The sequence below is a fragment of the Pedobacter sp. UYP30 genome, assembly GCF_040547165.1.
GTDB lineage: Bacteria > Bacteroidota > Bacteroidia > Sphingobacteriales > Sphingobacteriaceae > Pedobacter.
On record NZ_JBEPPD010000010.1, the window covers coordinates 53,871 to 73,972 of the forward strand.

The window sequence follows — 20,102 nt, forward strand, 5'->3', positions numbered from 1 at the left end:
GTGGAGACAATTAATCGGACCAATAAATTCTCTACAACCATTAAAAGTTCGAAGGATATTTTCGGCGCAGACTTAAAAAGCATCACAATTTCTGCAAATGGCAAAGAAAGAACCATAATCCTAAAAAAATCAAACGATATTTTTGGAAATCGAATAATATCCCTCCTTAATGATAAAGGACAACTTATTGCATCGGTAAAAAAATCAAACGATATATTTGGCGCTGAGATAACCGAACTGAAAGATGCAAAAGATAAGCTGCTGTTTTCTATAAAAAAAATGAGGATATATTTAATGATGAAAAAATAGAGGTGGTTACTAATTTACCACAAAACAACTCCTTAGTGTTAGACGATTTGAACGCCAATTCAGGTTCAACAACAAATCATAGAACGCTTTATACAAGCGTATTGAGTTTTCTGGGAGGAGAAGACAATCTATCAAAAAAGCTGCTCGTTAATTTTTTGATCAATTATTCAGAGTAATTCTATTATACTGAAGATATTATTTAGAAAAGCTATCGTGTACATTTCTTTTAACCTCAACTAACCCAGTCCAAAGATGCAAGAAACATATACTATGATGCAGTCTAGTGTGCTTTTCTATAAGATTTGGCCCAATCCATCGCTTTCGCGTTATCTTGTAAGTCAAAATATCTCACTTCAGCTGTTTTAAATGGTTTCATAAACGAAGTCATCCGGTCTTGACATTTTTTTTCGCCAACCTAAGTCTCCTTTAGTTTCTTCTAATATTGTTAACATGATATTTAATTGTTTAATAAAAAATTGTCTCGACCTGATTGGCTTAAACCCAAAAAGTAAAGATGTTTATAATTAAACAGTACTTTAAAAAGGCTGTTTTAGAATAACCTTTTAAATTTTGGTTTATTAGAACTGACAACTTGAAACGCGCAATAATTTAATCCGAACGAGATTGTACGGCTCTAGCAAAACAATATTTAATGCTCTTCAATCACGAAGGGAGAAACCAAATAACTAGAAATGAATTTTCATCTTAAATCCTAAATATAATGAGCTTAAGGCGTGCAGCCTACTAGTCCAACATTGGGTCTTAAGCTTTTTTGTTGAAATTGCTGCGAGACCCGCCCCACCGATTTGGCTATAGTGCATGCACATGCAAAACCGGTTGATTTATTCCCCCAAATCTAATTCCCAACGCCTAATACCTTTCTTGTAATTATTCTCCTTTAAAAACAAACCTAAGTTTATCTCTTAAATTATAATTGGTAGACATTACTTCGCCATAAGCGCCAGCACTTCTAATGGCCAACACGTCGCCACGAAAAGTTTCTGGCAGTTCTACCTCTTTGCCGAAACAATCGGTACTCTCGCAAATCGGCCCAACCACATCATACTTAATTGTAGATTTGAGATGTGGGGTGTGAGATGTAAATTCGTTACCTTCCGACCTCCGACTTCCGACCTCCGACTTCTGACCTCCAACTTCTGTCTTCCGACTTCCGTCTTCAGACCTACTCAAATTCTCTATCTTATGATAAGCTTGATACAAAGCAGGGCGCATTAATTCCGTCATTCCGGCATCTAATACCACAAAGTTCTTCTTTTTGCCATTTTTAATGTAGAGCGCGCGGGTAATCAAACTTGCCGATTGCCCAACTAGTGCCCTACCCAATTCGAAGTGTACTTCTTGATGAGGTTTAATGTCTAGAAAATCGTTGAATATTTTAAAATAAGCAGCGAAATCTGGAATTTGTTGCTCTGGTTGTTGATAGTTGATGCCCAAACCACCGCCAACATTTAAAACTTTAACAGCAAGACCTCTATCGGCAAACCAATTGCTAAATTCGTTAACCCGCACACAAAGATTTTTATACACATCTAAATTGGTAATTTGAGAGCCAATGTGAAAATGAATGCCAACAAACTGAACGTTTTTAGAAGCTTTTAACACCTCTACACAAGCTGGTAAATCCCAAGAGTTTACGCCAAATTTATTTTCATCTAAGCCCGTGGTAATGTTGTGGTGTGTGTGCGCATCTACATTTGGATTAATGCGGATAGCAACCTGGGCAATCTTGTCTTTTTTTTCGGCGAGTTCGTTTATCACTTCCAACTCTTGGATAGATTCTACATTGAAACAAAAAACATCAACATCTAACGCCTCGTTTATCTCTCTATCTGATTTTCCTACCCCTGCAAAAACAATTTTATTTGCATCAAAACCGGTTTCTATCGCTTTTCGAACCTCGCCCGCACTTACACAATCTGCACCAAAACCTAAATCCTTAATTTTTGAAAGCACTCTTGGATTTACATTTGCTTTTAACGCATAATGCACATGATAGTTATATGGTGAAGCGGCATTTGCACAGTGTTGCAAGGTTTTCTGCAACAATTCTAAATCATAATAGTAGAAAGGAGTTTCTTCGTTGTTAAACTTTGCTATATCTTTATCGCCAAACATGCTTAAATTCTTAATAATTATTGTAATTCTGTTTTTTGCTATGGTTTATCTAGGCAACTATTTAGATCTAAAAAATGGTAGGATTACCCAAAAACAGTACAATGGCAAACTGAGGTTCTTTATTGTACTTATTCTTATCATCGTATTCTTTTTATCTTTTAAAAAATGGTTATAGTCGCCACCATATTTGTTTGTATTGTTATTTGTTTTGGGTTGCTAAATTCTTACCGAAAATATAAAAATGGACTGCTTCCGCTAAACTTCTTCTTTGGGCACTTACTTTTAGGTACTTTGGTATTGTTACTTGCTTTGTATGTGCTTTATGTGTAAAAACTTTTAAAGTAACCAGCTGAAATCACAACCCCAAAGTGCTAATCAAATAACCTATTGTGTAAACTTCTTAATGCTTCGGTTTTATACTCGCTAGCAATAAGAATAGAAACATTATAGTTGCTTCCTCCATAAGAAATCATCCGTATAGGCACATGTTTAAGCGCCTCGAAAACCCGGCTTGCAAACCCATGCATTTCTGCACTGAAATCGCCAACAACACATATTATAGTATGATCTGTATCAACTTCTACTTTCCCAAAATCTTCTAATTCTTTGGTAATCTCAGTCAATCTAGTTATATCATCTATTGTAACTGTTATCGCAACCTCAGAGGTTGTAATCATGTCTATCGGGGTTTTGTATCGCTCAAAAACCTCGAAAACTTTACGTAAAAAACCGTAAGCCAACAACATACGGCTAGATTTTATTTTTATGGCGGTAATGCCATCCTTTGCTGCGATAGATTTTATCTTTCCTTTTTCGCTATCGGCACTTATTAAAGTTCCATGCGCGGTAGGATCCATGGTATTGAGCAACCTAACAGGAATTTTGTAGCGTTGTGCTGGAAAAACCGATTGTGGGTGCAATATTTTTGCGCCAAAGTAAGCCAACTCGGCAGCTTCGTCAAAAGAAAGTTGAGCGATGGGCTTTGTACCTTTAACAATTCGTGGATCGTTGTTGTGCATGCCGTCAATATCGGTCCAAATTTGCACCTCGTCTGCGGTAATGGCTGCCCCTAATAAAGACGCTGTATAATCACTTCCTCCACGGCGTAAATTATCTACCTCGCCAAAAACATTTCTACAAATGTAACCCTGCGTAATAAACAACATATTCTCTTTATTGGCTTCTAAAACCGGCATCAAATGTTTGGTGATGTAAGAGATATCTGGCTCGTTGTCTTGATCGGTCTTCATAAAATCTAGCGCAGCCAACAACACAGATGGAACGCCAATAGATTTTAAATAAATATGATACAAACTGGTAGACAGCAGTTCGCCTTGCGCCAAAACCACTTTCTCCTCAATGCTTGTAAAAAGATCTTGCGCTAAGGTCTCTAAAAAATTAAAATGATAATCAATAACCGAATTGCCTTGTTCTTGGTACTCTTCAGCGGGTAAAAGTTCTATTACGAAAGCCTTGTATTTTTCGTGCAGAGCACTTGTAGCGGCTCTACCTGCAGGCTTATCGCCCTTTAATAACTTATTTGTAATATCTACTAGGCTATTGGTTGTGCCGGCAACAGCCGATAGAACAACGATTTGAGGTTCATTAGGATTTATGATATCCAATAATTTGGTCATGCGCTCCGGGCTCCCTACAGATGTTCCGCCAAATTTTAATATTTTCATTTTTAGATTTTGAATAGGTAATTTTTCTTTATTATTGTATCGGGGCGTGAAATTAAGCAAAAGCAGTTTAATTGCAACATCCACATAGAATTAAATTTGGATTTGCTCGGCAAAACCGTTCAACAACCAAATTTATATTGTTTTTAGTCATTTTATCTTCATTTAAATTAAAAAAACACATGAGTACAATAGATTCGGCAACACAGCAAACCATAAACAAATGGCTAAACGGCAATTACGATGCCGACACGAAAAAAGACATCCAAAAATTGGTAGATGCAAATGCCAGCACAGAACTTACCGATGCTTTTTATAAAAATTTAGAGTTTGGCACAGGCGGTTTGCGTGGCATTATGGGTGCTGGATCAAATCGTGTAAACAAATACACCATTGGCACCGCAACACAGGGACTTGCAAATTACCTAAACAACAAATATCCCAACGAAAAAATAAGCGTTGCCATTGCCCACGATAGTCGCAACAATTCAGATTATTTTGCAGAAATTACAGCAAACGTGTTTTCTGCAAACGGCATTCTTGTTTATTTTTTCTCAGCGTTAAGACCAACTCCTGAGCTTTCTTTCGCCGTAAGGCATTTTGGCTGCAAAAGTGGTGTAATGCTTACCGCTTCGCATAACCCGAAAGAGTACAATGGTTATAAAGCATACGGCGCAGATGGCGGTCAGTTTACTTCGCCAGATGATAAAATGGTTATCGACGAAGTGAACAAAATTAATAGTATAGACGAGGTAAAGTTTGATCGCGTAGAGGCAAACATTAAGCTAATTGGCGAAGACGTAGATAAATTATATTTGGACGGCATTACTGCGTTGTCTATATCGCCAGAAGCGATAAAAAACCAACACGACCTTAAGATTGTGTTTTCACCAATTCATGGGACCGGCATAACTTTGTTGCCACAAGCTTTAAAGCAATTCGGTTTTACCAACTTAACATTGGTAGAAGAACAAAGTATGCCAGATGGAAATTTCCCAACGGTTGTTTATCCAAACCCAGAAGAAAAAGAAGCGCTTACCTTGGCGCTAAAGAAAGCCAAAGAAATTGACGCTGATTTGGTGCTAGCAACCGATCCAGATGCGGATCGCGTTGGCATTGCCGTTAAAGACACAAATAATGAATGGGTTTTACTGAACGGTAACCAGACTGGTAGTTTGTTAATTAACTATTTGTTAAGTGCTTGGCAAGAAAAAGGCAAGTTAGATGGCAAGCAATTTATTGTTAAAACCATTGTTACCAGCAACCTTATTGCGGCAATTGCCGACAAAAAGAATGTAACCTATTACAATACCCTAACGGGATTTAAGTACATAGGTCAGCTGATGACACAATTAGAGGGCGAAAAATACTTTATAGGCGGCGGCGAAGAAAGTTACGGCTACCTTATCGGCGATTTGGTGCGAGATAAAGATGCCATTGTTTCTGCCGCTTTTATTGCAGAAATGACTGCCTATTATAAAGATAAAGGCAAATCTTTGTACGAAGCTTTGTTAGATACTTATGTAGAATATGGCTTGTACAAAGAAGATTTGGTCTCGCTTACCAAAAAAGGTAAAACTGGCGCCGAAGAAATTAAGGCCATGATGGAAGGTTTTAGAAACAATCCACCAAAAAGTTTGGGTGGTTCTAAAGTTGCCGTTTTAAAAGATTACGAATTGGGGCAAGAAACTAATTTGCACACCAACGAAGTGAGTAAATTAGACTATCCAACATCAGATGTGTTGCAATTTATTACCGAAGACGGAAGCATTGTTTCGGCTAGACCAAGTGGCACCGAGCCAAAAATTAAATTTTATTGCAGCGTAAATGCGCCGTTGGCCAGCAAAGCAGATTTCGAGAAGGTTAATGGCGAATTAACCGAAAAAGTGAAAGCGGTAATGGAAGATTTGCAAGCGTAAACTTGTAGCAATCAATCCCTCGCAGATTTTAAATTTGCGAGGGATTTCTATGTTTAGTAGAAATCTATTATAAAGGTTTGGGCGCTTTAATCCCGAATCAAAATCGGGACAGGCTCGCCATACATTATATCTTTTATAGCTGAAGGCGCAATAAAAGGATTTCATTTCTGTCGTAAGCGCAATTAATACGCATAAAAATTTTATCCCAACTAGCAGATTCCGTCATTTCGACCGCAGGGAGAAATCGCACTTTCTAAAATCAGCTTTCAATATGAATCCTAGTTGTGAGACCTGTCCTACGGTCGAGGTGGCGCTGAAAAAAAATAATTCACTAAACAAAAATGTAACAAACTTAATTTTTGGACATCTTAAATGAAACTCACGAATGAATCTTTTAGGCAATATTATTTGGATTATTTTCGGCGGAATCCTTATTTTCTTCGAATACATCATCGGCGGTTTAATCCTTTGCCTCACCATAGTTGGCATTCCATTCGGCATACAATGTTTTAAATTTGCAGTAGTTGGCCTTGCTCCTTTTGGTGTTAAAATAACCGATACTTCATCCAATACAGGATGCTTATCTACCATAATGAATGTTATTTGGATTTTTTGTGGCGGCATCTGGATTGCCTTAACTCATTTCTTTTTTGGAATTTTGCTTTGCCTTACCGTTGTCGGTATCCCATTTGGCCGTCAACATTTTAAGCTTATGAACCTCGCTTTTACACCTTTTGGTAAATCAATAAAATGAGACAGAGCTATTTTCCACACGCTAAGGCGTGGTAATTTTGTCGATTTTTAAAAAGTACAATTGTTCCCCTCCGAGCGTTTCGAAAAAATTCTCGCCGTCGTTAAACTTTTCAAGTTTCCCGTTTAAAACTACGCGTTTTCCTTCAATTTGAAATTCTTTAGGCAACTCACATGGCAATCCATTAATATGAGTATCGATGTTGTCTTTGATTAAAGTGTCTATGCTCACGGCAAATTTATTATACTGCCGATAATAGAAGACAGTACCTTGATGATTAACAAGGTTTCTAAATACTTGCCTTTTGGCCGAACAATTTGGTAAAGTAGCTTTTTTCTTGCAACTGTTAAAACTAAACAAAACCATTATAAGAACAATGGGCATCGCAAACAAGGATAATTTCTTCACAATAAATTTTATTTTAAAACTTGATCTACAAACAAGTTATTTCTTCAATCTTTTAAGGTAGTCAGCTAATCTGTTAAAAATACAGAATTTTGAGTGAGTATTTTTCTCCAAAGTTTTATCTCAGATTATTCGCTCCTCAAAAATTAACTGCAAAGTGCAGCTATAGAAGTGTTACTATTCATAAACCTTATGGTAACCAAAGCCATAGGTTAAGCCAAAACCAAGATAACTAAATTTAGAAATGTTCCCGCTAAGTTTTAAACCAAAGCCCCTACCAAAAGCGGTCGGCTTTCCAACAGGAAAAATACTATAAATAATACGATAACGTGTTTTTTTATTTTTAAACAATTTATAATTTACCTCAAAAGGGAACCCAACATATTCGCTTCTTTCTGAATATACACTCTCCCTCGGTGAGTAAACCAGTTTGTTATTGTAAGATATTCCTCCAGAAACGCTAAACGAGTGTCCGTTTTTTATATACCGATATCCGTAAAGCAGTGCGGGCTCATAATAGAATTCTTTGGTATAGAATACAGGAATAATAAACCCTCCAATTTCAAGCACCGAAACTCCGGTAATTCGTGCGGTAAATAGAGAATGATTAACCTGGTAATTAAGCTCGCCACCAAACAAAAAACCAAAAGAACCTCCGATAAACCCTTCACCAAAAATAATAGGATTCTTCGCTTTTGCAACCACGTCTAAATTAATGGTCGTATCTACCTGCCCAAAAGCCTGATTGGTAAATGCTGCACCTATAAAAAGCAAAACCACAAATAGCTTGAAGCGCGTGGAGAGCATGGAGAACGTGGAGAACGTGTACCTCATCTGTCATAAAATAATTTATCTAAGTTAGTATTTTTATTTAAAACCATTGTTTGGTATGTTTGCCAACATAAAATGATCAAAAAACTTCTTGTTTTCTTTTTGATAATAAGCATGGTTGGCAATTGCTGTATGCAATTGATTATGTATTCGGGTTATCAATTAAACAAAGCGTATATTACAAGCGTATTCTGCGTAAATAAAGTACACCCAGAACTACACTGCAATGGAAAATGTTTCCTTTCTAAAAAACTTAAAGAGCTAAATCAAAAAACAAAGACGAATCAAGAAAACCTAAAAAAGTCTGTAGAGGGTTTTGTTACCTTCAAGATAATTTCCGTGGAACAAGCCTTTTCCACATTACTTGCAAAACCAAGCACCGGATATTTAAAAAAACCGACAATCGGTCTATCGGCGATTATTTTTCATCCCCCGAAAGTTGCTTAGTCTTTTACAAATTGTTTTATAAACCAACGCTCAGTTTAGCATATTGTGTACCCATAAGGTTGCACATTTATCATAAATTTAAAAAAAATGAAAATCCTATTTTCTTATTTGGCCGCCAGTTTGGTAGCCACAACCCTTTTTACAGCTTGCAACAATAACAAAACGCTGCCCTATTATGGCGAACGCCATGCAGAAACCGTTAAAGATGCAAATGGCAAGGAAACTATAGATACCGTTTATCAACAGATTCCAGAATGGTCTTTCTTAAACCAAGACAGCGTGGTAACCACCAATAAAGTAACCGATGGCAAAGTATATGTGGCAGATTTCTTCTTTACTTCTTGTACCAGTATCTGCCCAATTATGCACAGAAATTTGCTTCCCGTGTATCAAAAATTTAAAGACAATCCTAACGTAATGTTTCTATCTCACACCATAGATTTTAAATATGATGTACCGAGCAAACTGAAAAAATACGCCGAAAAACTAGGCGTAGATGGCCCTAAATGGCAATTTTTATATGGAACCAAAGATCAAGTTTATCCGTTAGCAGAAAAAAGCTACTTGGTTGCTGTTGGTCAAGACAGCACCTCGAAAGACGGCTACATTCACCAAGGTTATTTGGTATTGGTAGATCAAAATAGACACGTTAGAGGCGCTTACGATGGCACTAAACCAGAGCAGGTTGCCCAAATGGAAAAAGACATTCAGCTTTTGTTGGCAGAAAAGAAATAAGATTTTGCGATAAAAAACTCAGAGCTAAAAATTCTGAGTTTTTTTACACATTTTACCAATCCTAAATTGTCCTAGCAATAACCACCGAACACTTTTAGATAGTTTCGCCTGTTTTTTTTTATAAATTAGCGCAAAAAAATCCAATAATTGAATATTCAAACGATAGCACATTAGTAAAATCCCTTTATGCGCAGAACCATCATTGCCGCCATTTATCTATCCGTACTCGGGCTAATTTTTTTCTCATGCCAGAACAAAGAGCAGATTCAGTTTCAAAGCTATAAGTCTAGCGGGAAAGATTTATATGTGAGTAACTGTCAAGGTTGCCACGGTGAAAATGGTGAAGGTTTGGGAATGCTCGCTCCACCACTTACCGATGTAAAATATCTTACCGCAAATAGAACAAACCTAGCTTGCATTATTAAAAATGGATTGCACAAACCCATAACCATCAATGGTAAGGCATACAACGAAAAAATGCCTGCTTTTCCAGAATATGCGCCAATAGATATTGCGCAGGTAATGGTGTACATTACAAACAGTTTCGGCAACAAACAGGGAACTTACACCTACCAGCAGGTAACCATGGATTTGAAAAATTGCAAGAAATAACGTTATAAATCACCGTTTGCGACATCTAATTTAGAATGTGATTTCTTAGTAAAAGCTTCAAATGTTTATGGCAAACAATTAGGTTGCTTAACATTCGACCCCGACGGGGTCGACTAATTTCAATTAAAATTCTTACACCTACCAGCAGGTAACCATGGATTTGAAAAATTGCAAGAAATAACGTTATAAATCACCGTTTGCGACATCTAATTTAGAATGTGATTTCTTAGTAAAAGCTTCAAATGTTTATGGCAAACAATTAGGTTGCTTAACATTCGACCCCGACGGGGTCGACTAATTTCAATTAAAATTCTATAAACATTTAATCCCTCCAGGATTAGCAAAGCCACAAAAATATCTTTCCCAAGCAGGCTAAAGGACAACCGAACCTGAAGGGTTCAAATGTTTATAGCAAATGGTCTCAGTAAAATTCTACCCTGGCGGGGTCGCACAACCAATTATTTCAACATCATTATAAACATTTAATCCCTCCGGGATTAGCAAAGCCTTAAAAACATCTTCCCCAAACAGGGGAAAAATAAAAGAACCTGAAGGGTTCAAATGTTTATAGCAAATGGTCTCCGTAACATTCGACCCGGGCGGGGTCGCACAACCCATTATTTCAACATCATTATAAACATTTGATCCCTCCGGGATTAGCAAAGCCTTAAAAACATCTTCCCCAAGCAGGGGAAAAATAAAAGAACCTGAAGGATTCAAATGCCTATAGCAAATGGTTTGCGGAGAATGCGACCCCGACGGGATTAGCAAAGCCACAAAAATATCGTCCCCAAACAGGAAAAAATAAAAGAACCTGAAGGGTTCAAATGTTTATAGCACAATGCTCTCCGTAACATTCGACCCCGGCGGGGTCGCACAACCCATTATTTCAACAAGGCTATAAACATTAAAGCCCTCCGGGATTACTCATCTGACTAAATCCACCAAGTAGATTATCTTAAACCAAATCTGAAAATTTCCCAGGACTTCATCATCAAAAAGAAAAAAAATAAACAGAAATCTGGAAATCTTTTCCCGATATTTATAAAACCACCAACTTAAGAAATGGTATTATGTCTGGAACATTTTCGCAAATTTATATTCAAGTGGTATTTGCAGTAAAAGGAAGGCAAAGTCTAATCCATTCTGTCTGGGAAGAGGAGTTATACAAGTACATTTCGGGAATCGTAAAAAACAAAGAACAAAAGATGCTCGCTATCAACGGAATGCCTGACCACATTCATTTACTGATTGGTATGAGACCGATCTGTTGCTTGTCGGATTTAGTTAGAGAAATAAAAAAATCATCAAACGAGTTTATACAACAAAAGAAATTTTTAAAGCATAAATTTTCTTGGCAAGAAGGTTATGGCGCTTTTTCATACAGCCATTCTGACTCAAACAATGTAATTCAATACATCAACAATCAGAAAGAGCATCATAAGAAACAATCCTTTAAAGAAGAGTACAAATTGCTTTTAAAAGATTTTCAGATAGCATTTAAAGAAGAATATTTATTTGAATGGTTGGAATAGGTTAAAATATTCACTGCAGTATAATAGTTGACGAGGCATTCGACCCCGCCTGCGGTTGCGCAACCATATATTTCAACAACGCTATAAATTTTTAATCTCTTTGGAATTAAAAATAATACAAAATTTGTTTAACATGAACGCTATCCACCATAACCTCGACGGTTCGAACATTTGTCAATATCGACACATATAATTCTCCTGTAATTAAGACTCTAGTGGGCCAAACCTAAAGTTAATGTAGAGCCGAGACGGTTTTAGTTTTTACAACACACGATAAGATTTAACGCCGTACGACCTCGAGGAGGTCAAATGCTTATGGCTCAAATTCGAGCAAGATTCGACCCCGTCGGGGTCGCACAACCCATTGTTTCAACAAGGCCATAAACATTAAATCCCTCCGTGCTTACATAAGCCATAAAGCATCGTGTACCGGCGAGGTAACGACACAACCGAACCTGAAAGGTTCGAATGTTTTTAGCAAATGGTTTGCGTAGAATGCGACCCCGTCGGGATTAGCAAAGCCACAAAAATATCGTCCCCAAGCAGGAAAAAACAAAAGAACCTGAAGGGTTCAAATGTTTATAGCACAATGCTATCCATAGCATTCGACCCCATCGGGGTCGCACAACCCATTGTTTCAACAAGGCTACAAATATTTAATCCCTTCGGGATTAAACACATTACAAAATATTTTGAGCTCTTTGATAATATCTATGGAACACAAATATTCACTATTTAAAACAAAACACATAAAATTCATCGCTTTGCGCGATAAAAGATACATCTTTGCAAAAAATGCAGGCTGTTCTATCGCTGGCTCAACCTAGGTTGAGAAAGAGGAAAGTCTGGGCAACATAGGGCATCTCGCTTTCTAACAGAAAGGGATTTAGGATTGAAAACCTGAATTACGGAAAGTGCAACAGAAAATATACCGTCTCGATTTATTGGGATAAGGGTGAAAACGTGCGGTAAGAGCGCACGACAAGGGTTAGTGATTGCCCTTGATTGTAAACCCCGAGAGTTGAAAAACCAAATAGGCTAACGCATGTAGGGCTGCCCGCCCGATGTTAGTGGGTAGGTTGTTAGAGGCTGGTGGCAACGCCAATCCTAGATAAATGATAGAAACTTTGTGCAAGCAAAGACACAGAACCCGGCTTACAGGCCTGCATTTTTTTCTCTATTTTGTCATAAAACTCTTCTCGGACACGCTTTTAACATCATTTAACGGAACAGGTTAGTTTGATAAAAATTAAATTGATATTTTGCATAAAAATAAAATACACAATGAACAACTTTTTTATAAAAGGAGCTCTAGGTCTTGCCCTAATGGTTTCTCTGCCATTTTTAGCTAGCGCACAAAAAGAAAATTGGCAAAATTTAGATTTAAAAACCGATTCTGTTTTCGGAATAAGTACCGAGAAGGCATACAATGAATTGCTAAAAAACAAAAGACCAACCAAAGTAATTGTTGCTGTAAACGATGGCGGAGTAGATGTGAATCATGAAGATCTTAAAAGCGTTATTTGGACAAACCCAAAAGAAAAAGCTGGCAACGGAAAAGATGATGACAAGAACGGATACATAGATGACATACACGGTTGGGACTTTTTGGGTGGAAAAGACACTGCCATTAACTACGAAACTTTAGAGCTTACCCGATTGGTGCGTAGAGATATGAAACGCTTTGGATCTACCACCGATGAAAATGTTGCCCCAAAAGATACAGCAGCGTATACTAAATTTAAAAAAGCACGTACAGAATACGAAAGCAAACTTGCCGATGCAAAGCAGAATTTGGCTGGAATAACTGGATTTAAAAATGCATTAGACGAATTGGTCAAGCATATTGGTAAGGCAGATCCTACGGCAGAAGACATTGCAAATTACAAGCCTCAAAATGATATGGAAACCCGTATTCAAAGCGTTCTTGGCAAAACGTTACAAAAGATGACCCTCAAGGAGTTTTACGACAGCCAAATTATGGAAGGCTTAAAATACTACGGGCAACAAGCAGATTACAACTTAAACATTGATTACAATCCCAGAAATATTGTTGGCGATGACCCAGATAATAGCAAAGAAAAATTTTATGGAAATAACGACGTAAAAGGGCCAGATGCCTTGCATGGTTCGCACGTAGCGGGGATTATTGGTGCCGACAGAACAAATAACTTGGGTATAAAAGGAGTTGCAAACGATGTTGCCATTATGGGCGTGCGTGTTGTTCCTAATGGAGATGAACGCGATAAAGATGTTGCCAATGGTATTTATTATGCGGTAAACAATGGCGCAAAAGTAATTAACATGAGTTATGGCAAAGGCTATAGTTACGATAAAGAAGCGGTAGATGCAGCTATGAACTATGCGGCAAAAAAAGATGTGCTGATTGTACAAGCTGCAGGTAACGATAATGAAGATATTGATATAGAAAACAACTTCCCCAACCACAAAGGTTTAGATCAAAAAACCATCGATTCTTGGATTACCGTTGGTGCTTCTGGCCCTACAAATGATTCAACCTTAAAGGCTAGCTTCTCTAATTTTGGAAAAACTCAAGTAGACGTTTTTGCGCCAGGGGTAGATATTTTAAGCACCGTAGCAGGCAACGACTATAAAAAAGAAAGCGGTACAAGTATGGCCTCGCCAGTAGTTGCAGGTTTGGCTGCACTTATTAGAGAATACTATCCTAAACTTTCTGCCAAGCAGGTAAAAGAAATTATTGTGAAATCTGTTGTAAAAGTAGATCACAACGTAAGTTACATGAAAGGCACGGAAAGTGTTTCTGTTCCTTTCTCTGATCTTTGCATTAGCGGTGGCGTTGTAAATGCATATAACGCATTAAAATTGGCAGCCACTTATTAGTTAAACATAAAATAGCACAAAATAGCCCCGAAAACCATTGGTTTTCGGGGCTATTTATTTACGTTAAAAATTTAAAGACCTAATTCAACGTATCCATATCTATTACAAAACGATATTTAACATCGCTACTTAAAACACGTTCATAAGCCTCATTTACATAATTGATGTTTATCACTTCAACATCCGAAACAATATCATGCTCTGCACAAAAATCTAACATTTCTTGTGTCTCTGGAATGCCACCAATGCTAGAAACGCTGATACTTCTATTTCCCCTCAACAAAGAAAACGCACTAAATTTCATTGGTTCTGTTGGCAAACCTACACAAATGTGCACTCCGCCAATAGCCAACAATCCAAAATACATTTCATAATCGTGAGGGGCAGAAACCGCATCAATGGTGAAATTAAAGTAATTGCTGTATTTTTTTACGTGTTCTGGGTTGGTGGTTATGCAAAAATTATGGGCACCTAAATTTTTCGCATCTTTTTCTTTCGATGGCGAAGTACTTAACACAGTTACCTCTGCCCCTAAAGCAACAGCAAATTTTACGGCCATGTGCCCTAAACCGCCTAAACCAACAACTGCAACTTTATGTCCTTTGCCAATTCCCCATTTTTTAATGGGCGAATAGGTGGTAATTCCTGCACAAAGCAACGGCGCTACCCCACTTAAAGGAAGTCGTTCGCTTACCTTTACAACAAACTCTTCGGTACACACAATTTTATTGCTATACCCACCGTAGGTCGGCGTTTTTTTATCTCGTTCTAAGCTGTTGTAGGTAAAAACTGTTTCACCTTTCTCGCAAAACTGCTCCAATCCTTGTCTGCACGTTGGGCACGTTTTGCAGCTATCTACCATGCATCCAATACCAACCAAATCGCCTTCTTTAAACTTCGCCACCTCAGCTCCTATTCCGGTTACGCGGCCAACAATTTCGTGCCCAGGTACCATTGGGTATTTCGCTGGCCCCCATTCGCTCCGCACCTGGTGAATGTCTGAATGGCAAATGCCACAAAAAGCAATTTCAATAAGTACATCATGTGGTTTTAAATCCCTGCGTTCAAATGTCCAGGGTGCTAAAAGATCTGTTTTGTTATGAACGGCATAGCCTTTGGCTTCTATCATTTTTTTATAGTTATTTTTATTTTCAAACTATCAACACAAGCAGCCATTAAAAGTTTCGAGACTTGATAATCAATAGGTGTAAAAATATGTTTCGACAAAAATAGAAATCAACAATTATTTGGGCGTTTTTACACGCTATCCGCTAAATCTTTATTTGGCTTAAAGAGGCCAAATAAAGTAAATCGCTTCTATCGTTAACGCCAGCGACCGCCCAAAAAAATAAAAAAAACCTAAACCGTGTTAAAATAATTTAACGTCGAAAACCTAACCCGTATCAAATGTTTTATATTTTTACCGGATGGATAACAATGAATATAAAATTCCCCAACTAACAGCTCCACAACAAAGAGTGTTGGGTGTTCTAATAGAAAAAAGCAGAACCACGCCAGAAGTGTATCCGTTAAGTTTAACCAGTTTAACGCTTGGTTGCAATCAAAAATCTGCTAGAAATCCGGTTGTTAATTATGATGAAGAACTCGTTATCGCCACGCTAAACCAGTTAAAAATAATGGCACTAACCTCTACTGCAACGGGCGGCAGCAGTCGGGTTACAAAATACAAGCACAATATGGGCATCGTTTTTCCGCTGGTTCCCGCAGATTTATCTATTCTATGCCTTCTATTTTTACGTGGGCCACTTACCGCCGGCGAAATAAACAGCAACAGTGGCCGTTTGTTCGAGTTTGATAGCATAGAAGAAGTAAGCGAGCATTTAGAAAACTTAGCCGAAAGCGAGCATCCATTTGTTAAAAAATTAGCTAAAAAACCTGGACAAAAAGAAGGCAGGTATATTCATTTGTTCGGAGATTCTGAGATTGAAATCGAAGAAAGCTCAATCGAACAAGTAGAAAATCAATCTTCAAATAATGCTGATTTGGAGGCAAGAGTTGCTGTTCTTGAATTGGAATTAACAGAGTTGAAAGAAATGGTTAATCTGTTGATGAATGGGTAGATAAAAATTGTATCCTCCTCGGTTCGTGTCCTCACCGATGCTATTAAGTTAAGCTGAATCGTTGTCAGTCTGAGCCTGTCGAAGACCGTTCAATAGTCGTAAACCAAGAAAATAATTGTCCTTCGACAAGCTCAGGATGACATCATTTTCTTGATTTTCTCCGTAACTTGATAGCATTGGTGTCCTCACAAACAGAAATCAGTATTATTTCTGGAGACACGAACCAAAGGATTAGACAGATTGTATTAAACGGAACAGCTGTTCGGTATCTGCTACATCAGTTATGCGCATTTTACCGTCTGTAGCAAGCATTTTCAAACCGTGAAGATTTGTCACGGTTTCATTTCCCTCAGTTTTTAATCGTTGTTTTAGCTTACGCCAGTAAGCTGCCACAGCAATGCTTTCGGTAAGTATCTGAATTACATCAACCACAGAAAAAAACCATTTCTCCTGCTCATCATCCCACACGCTTCTTACCTTTTCTTCCTCGAATAATTTTATCGCGAATTTCTGTTCCATGTTAATAATTCTTTTCTATTTGCTAAAAGTCAAAACGTTAACCCTCCACAATTTTAATTTCCTCTTCTGTTAACTCATAAAGCGCATAAACCATTTTATCAATTTCTTTGTCGGTTTGTTCTATTTGAGATTTTATGGCTAAAGCCTTTTGTTTCTGTTCTTCAAAATATTGAAGCCAGTCAGATTGCTCGCTTAAAGAAAGTTTTACTTTTTGTTTTGCGAGTTCTTTAAAAAACTCTGTTGAAGTTAATTCATTCCATTTTTCTAACTTTCTATTTATCGCTAAGTTAAATTTTGAAATTAAAAGATTTTGAAATAAACCATTTTGATTATCCAAACTCTTTGTTTGTTGAATATTTAAATTACTTTTTTGAATGAGCTGATTGTTTAATTGTTCTGAAATCTCTGGGATTGGTATTTGTTCAAAATATTGGGGTTTTACTTCTATATAACCGCCACTTCTCACTACACAAATTGAAGCGAGAAAATACCACACTAATTTGGAGTTTAAGATTGATAGTAAAGCTTTATTATCAGTTGATATAAAAACTGCTGGAGCATTTATAAAAGTACCCTCATCATCGAAACTGAATTTATTTTTATTTTGAAGATTTGGAAATGATATTTTGGGCTTATCGAACAAATCATAATAAGCGCAATTCCGCAACTCCCACCAAAAATCTCCTTTATCATATCGTTTTTTTGCTTGCTCTTCAAAAGGTAATAAATCAATAAATATTTCTGGAAAATCCCTTTCTAAGCAAACTTTTGCTTTTTCTTCTGTTATTTCATTTCCGTATTTTTCTTTTGTCCATTTACTTTTAAACAAAATCAACTTTTTATTAGTCGCTGGCGAAACCCACTTTTTTAAATCTTTACCCTCATAAATAGGCTTCACAAAATCAGAAGAAGCAAAATCTTTATTTGTGATAAACGCTTCGTTTAAGGAAGTTTTAACGCCATAATAGGTTTTTCCAAACTTTTCTCTACTTGTTGAGTGCTTTGTTATTTTATCTAACAAATCACTTTCTAACGAAGATTTAAAAGTCCAATTATTAGATTTTAGATTTTCTTGATTAATAATATCGTGGGCAAATAAATCGATGTCTAATCCCTTTGGATTTGCTGTTGCAGGAATTTTGGTGAACGAAAATTGAATACCTTTTTTAGGAATTTTATTTTCTGCGATCAGAATTACAGGATAAGTTGTTGCACCTTCAAAAATTTGCAAATCTGTAAAATCAACAAATTTTAAAAAAGAAACTTTGTCTTGTAAATATGTTCTCAAATCAATTCCTGCTGTCGTTTTGTCGAAAGTGTTTGATATAAAACTGAAAATCCCGCCCTCTCTTAACACGTTAAAAGCTAGCTCATAAAAATATGCGAACAGATCACTAGAAAAATTAAAAACCTTATATTTTTCGGAGAAATAATCCTTAAACTCTCCTAAAAGCTCTTGTCTTACATAAGGCGGATTGCCAATAACCACATCAAAACCACCTTTATCAAAAACTTCTTTAAATGCAGTATTCCAATTAAAAGCTTTATCTCCGGCTACGGCAACATCATCAATTAAAGAATTACCGCATTTTAAATTATTGTTTAATGAGTTTAGCTTGCGGCCTTTTCGGGCGGTACGCAACCACAAAGAAAGTTTAGCAATCTCTACCGCTTCGTCGTTTATATCAACTCCGTAAAGATTGTTTTCTAAAATACTGGTTTCCACATCAGATAGAACGATGCTTCCGCCTAAAAGCCTTGCTTTTAATTCATCTATTTTAGAATGCTCTGCAATTAAAAACTCTAAAGCTTGGTTTAAAAACGCGCCCGAGCCACAAGCTGGATCTACAATTTTTAATTCTAAAAGCCATGCCCTGTAATCGTTAATTTTTTGGTTTAAACTTTCTCTTTTCGCCTTCTCCTTTCCTTTGGCTTTTGCATCAATAAACTCAAAATCTTCTACTACAATTTCGAGTTCCTCCTTTTGCACTTTGCAAAGTGTGCCAATGGTATTTTCTACAATGTATTTTGTAATGTATTTTGGCGTGTAAAAAACACCGTCTTTCTTTCGTTTGGTTACTTTCTCTACTTTGTTTTCTTCTAAACTCGCTTGTATTTCATCTATCTCGTTTAAAGAATGTTCAAAAATATGCCCTAATATATTTACATCAACCTCACTATCAAAATCATAATTACTTAATTTAAGCGAACCTTTATAAAGCAAATCATCGTCAACAATTAAACTGTCTAAAATTTCGTCGGGTGCAAACAAACCGCCGTTATAGGCAAATATTTCTCCATCCTTACCGCTATAACCTGTGTTTAAATAATCGAAGTTTTTGCGAAATCTTGTATAAAGCGGTATGTAATTATCGTAACGGTCTTTTAAATCTGTCCAATCTTGTAAAATCTTCCTCGTCCAATTTGGGGCAACCAGACCTCTGTCTTCTGCAAAGAATAAAAACAAAAACCGATCTAATAGTTTCTGCGTTTTCTTGAACAAAAATAACCTGTCGTAATCGGTATTTTTACCGCAGATATCGTTAAATAATTCGGTTCTAAACTTGGCATAATCTGCATAAAGCTGTTTGGTAACTTTTTCTTCTTGATGGTTTGAGGCTTCTTTTATTTGAGCAGGAATATTTTTTAAAAGATAGTTTGCACTTAAACAAACCCACATCAATTTAAAATCCTCAAATGTGAGGTTGAACAAATCAAACTCTAAAAACTCAACTGCGTTATCTATGTAAAACCTTAGCTTTTTAAAGTTTGAGGTAATTACATATTTACATGCTTGTTGGTTGTTTTTGTAACCAAACGCCTGACTTTCTATACTGGCTAAATCAACGGTTTTTGTAGATTTTAGTTCTATTACGGCAATTACATTTAAACCGTTTAAAATTGCTCCGTCTGCTTTTTTGCTATTTTTCTCGTTTTTCTGCTCGGTTATTAAATTATGGTTTCCATCGGGATATAAGGTGTAACCTAAAATTTGTACAAACAATTCTCTTAAAAAACCCTCTTGGTATTGCTCTTCTTTAGCATTTAAGATGTTTTGTTGCTTAACCGGATTGTTAAAGATGGATTGGAAATCAAGAAAGGATTCTCGAATTTTTGGAATGGGTAACTCGTTGTAATATTTGTTTAATACTGATTTTTGAAATAGAGACATGCTTTAAAAAGATATGCCACAATATCCGAAAAATCATTTTAAAAATTTAGGTTGTTTAATTTTATAATTTCTTCTGTGTTGAATCTGCAAGCCCGATAAAAGCGGA

At 36.7% G+C, this 20,102-nt stretch carries 16 protein-coding genes, 1 other RNA gene and 1 pseudogene; 10 read left to right on the forward strand and 8 right to left on the reverse strand.

Features of this window, described 5'->3' with window-relative positions:
- Positions 1–309 carry a hypothetical protein gene (locus ABIB40_RS12430; protein WP_354359515.1) on the forward strand — a complete coding sequence of 103 codons (309 nt, stop codon included), beginning with the start codon at positions 1–3 and terminating at the stop codon, positions 307–309.
- A gap of 280 nt (positions 310–589) precedes the next feature.
- Here the strand turns inward: ABIB40_RS12430 and ABIB40_RS12435 are convergent.
- The 3 genes and pseudogenes from ABIB40_RS12435 to ABIB40_RS12445 all read right to left on the reverse strand — a co-directional run.
- Positions 590–712 (reverse strand): annotated as a pseudogene (locus ABIB40_RS12435) (hypothetical protein); the annotation flags it as partial.
- 485 nt (positions 713–1,197) lie between these two features.
- Complete coding sequence (gene lysA, locus ABIB40_RS12440) at positions 1,198–2,445, reverse strand: diaminopimelate decarboxylase (protein ID WP_354359517.1); 1,248 nt, start codon at positions 2,443–2,445, stop codon at positions 1,198–1,200.
- Between the two features lie 371 nt (positions 2,446–2,816).
- Positions 2,817–4,130, reverse strand: a complete 1,314-nt coding sequence (locus ABIB40_RS12445) for an aspartate kinase (RefSeq protein ID WP_354359519.1) — start codon at positions 4,128–4,130, stop codon at positions 2,817–2,819.
- Positions 4,131–4,309: 179 nt separating this feature from the next.
- On the opposite strand from ABIB40_RS12445, the gene ABIB40_RS12450 reads away from it, so the two are divergent.
- Both ABIB40_RS12450 and ABIB40_RS12455 read left to right on the forward strand, forming a co-directional pair.
- Positions 4,310–6,046, forward strand: coding sequence for a phospho-sugar mutase (locus ABIB40_RS12450; protein ID WP_354359521.1), 1,737 nt, complete (start codon positions 4,310–4,312; stop codon positions 6,044–6,046).
- Positions 6,047–6,431: 385 nt separating this feature from the next.
- Positions 6,432–6,800, forward strand: a complete 369-nt coding sequence (locus tag ABIB40_RS12455) for a YccF domain-containing protein (protein WP_354359523.1) — start codon at positions 6,432–6,434, stop codon at positions 6,798–6,800.
- Positions 6,801–6,821: 21 nt separating this feature from the next.
- On the opposite strand, the gene ABIB40_RS12460 is transcribed toward ABIB40_RS12455, so the two are convergent.
- Both ABIB40_RS12460 and ABIB40_RS12465 read right to left on the reverse strand, forming a co-directional pair.
- Positions 6,822–7,205, reverse strand: coding sequence for a hypothetical protein (locus ABIB40_RS12460; RefSeq protein ID WP_354359525.1), 384 nt, complete (start codon positions 7,203–7,205; stop codon positions 6,822–6,824).
- Positions 7,206–7,379: 174 nt separating this feature from the next.
- Positions 7,380–8,036 (reverse strand): hypothetical protein, encoded by a 657-nt coding sequence (locus tag ABIB40_RS12465; RefSeq protein ID WP_354359527.1) that lies wholly within the window; start codon positions 8,034–8,036, stop codon positions 7,380–7,382.
- A 72-nt stretch (positions 8,037–8,108) separates the two neighbouring features.
- Here ABIB40_RS12465 and ABIB40_RS12470 point away from each other — a divergent pair, with 72 nt between their 5' ends.
- From ABIB40_RS12470 to ABIB40_RS12495, 6 genes are all read left to right on the forward strand, one after another.
- On the forward strand, positions 8,109–8,480 hold the full coding sequence (locus ABIB40_RS12470; protein WP_354359529.1) for a hypothetical protein: 372 nt from the start codon (positions 8,109–8,111) through the stop codon (positions 8,478–8,480).
- Positions 8,481–8,567: 87 nt separating this feature from the next.
- On the forward strand, positions 8,568–9,215 hold the full coding sequence (locus ABIB40_RS12475) for an SCO family protein (protein ID WP_354359531.1): 648 nt from the start codon (positions 8,568–8,570) through the stop codon (positions 9,213–9,215).
- Positions 9,216–9,401: 186 nt separating this feature from the next.
- Positions 9,402–9,827 (forward strand): c-type cytochrome, encoded by a 426-nt coding sequence (locus tag ABIB40_RS12480; RefSeq protein ID WP_354359533.1) that lies wholly within the window; start codon positions 9,402–9,404, stop codon positions 9,825–9,827.
- Between the two features lie 1,073 nt (positions 9,828–10,900).
- Positions 10,901–11,362, forward strand: a complete 462-nt coding sequence (gene tnpA, locus ABIB40_RS12485) for an IS200/IS605 family transposase (RefSeq protein WP_354359535.1) — start codon at positions 10,901–10,903, stop codon at positions 11,360–11,362.
- A 794-nt stretch (positions 11,363–12,156) separates the two neighbouring features.
- Positions 12,157–12,536: RNase P RNA component class A (gene rnpB / locus ABIB40_RS12490), an RNA gene on the forward strand.
- Positions 12,537–12,646: 110 nt separating this feature from the next.
- On the forward strand, positions 12,647–14,224 hold the full coding sequence (locus ABIB40_RS12495; RefSeq protein ID WP_354359537.1) for a S8 family peptidase: 1,578 nt from the start codon (positions 12,647–12,649) through the stop codon (positions 14,222–14,224).
- Between the two features lie 79 nt (positions 14,225–14,303).
- On the opposite strand, the gene ABIB40_RS12500 is transcribed toward ABIB40_RS12495, so the two are convergent.
- On the reverse strand, positions 14,304–15,353 hold the full coding sequence (locus ABIB40_RS12500) for an NAD(P)-dependent alcohol dehydrogenase (RefSeq protein WP_354359539.1): 1,050 nt from the start codon (positions 15,351–15,353) through the stop codon (positions 14,304–14,306).
- A 298-nt stretch (positions 15,354–15,651) separates the two neighbouring features.
- Here ABIB40_RS12500 and ABIB40_RS12505 point away from each other — a divergent pair, with 298 nt between their 5' ends.
- Positions 15,652–16,305 carry a YceH family protein gene (locus ABIB40_RS12505; protein WP_354359541.1) on the forward strand — a complete coding sequence of 218 codons (654 nt, stop codon included), beginning with the start codon at positions 15,652–15,654 and terminating at the stop codon, positions 16,303–16,305.
- Positions 16,306–16,536: 231 nt separating this feature from the next.
- On the opposite strand, the gene ABIB40_RS12510 is transcribed toward ABIB40_RS12505, so the two are convergent.
- Together ABIB40_RS12510 and ABIB40_RS12515 are read right to left on the reverse strand one after the other, a co-directional pair.
- The gene (locus ABIB40_RS12510; RefSeq protein ID WP_354359543.1) at positions 16,537–16,824 is read right to left on the reverse strand and encodes a BRO-N domain-containing protein; all 288 of its coding nucleotides are present in this window, start codon (positions 16,822–16,824) and stop codon (positions 16,537–16,539) included.
- Between the two features lie 37 nt (positions 16,825–16,861).
- Positions 16,862–19,996, reverse strand: coding sequence for an Eco57I restriction-modification methylase domain-containing protein (locus ABIB40_RS12515; protein WP_354359545.1), 3,135 nt, complete (start codon positions 19,994–19,996; stop codon positions 16,862–16,864).
- Positions 19,997–20,102 lie beyond the last annotated feature (106 nt).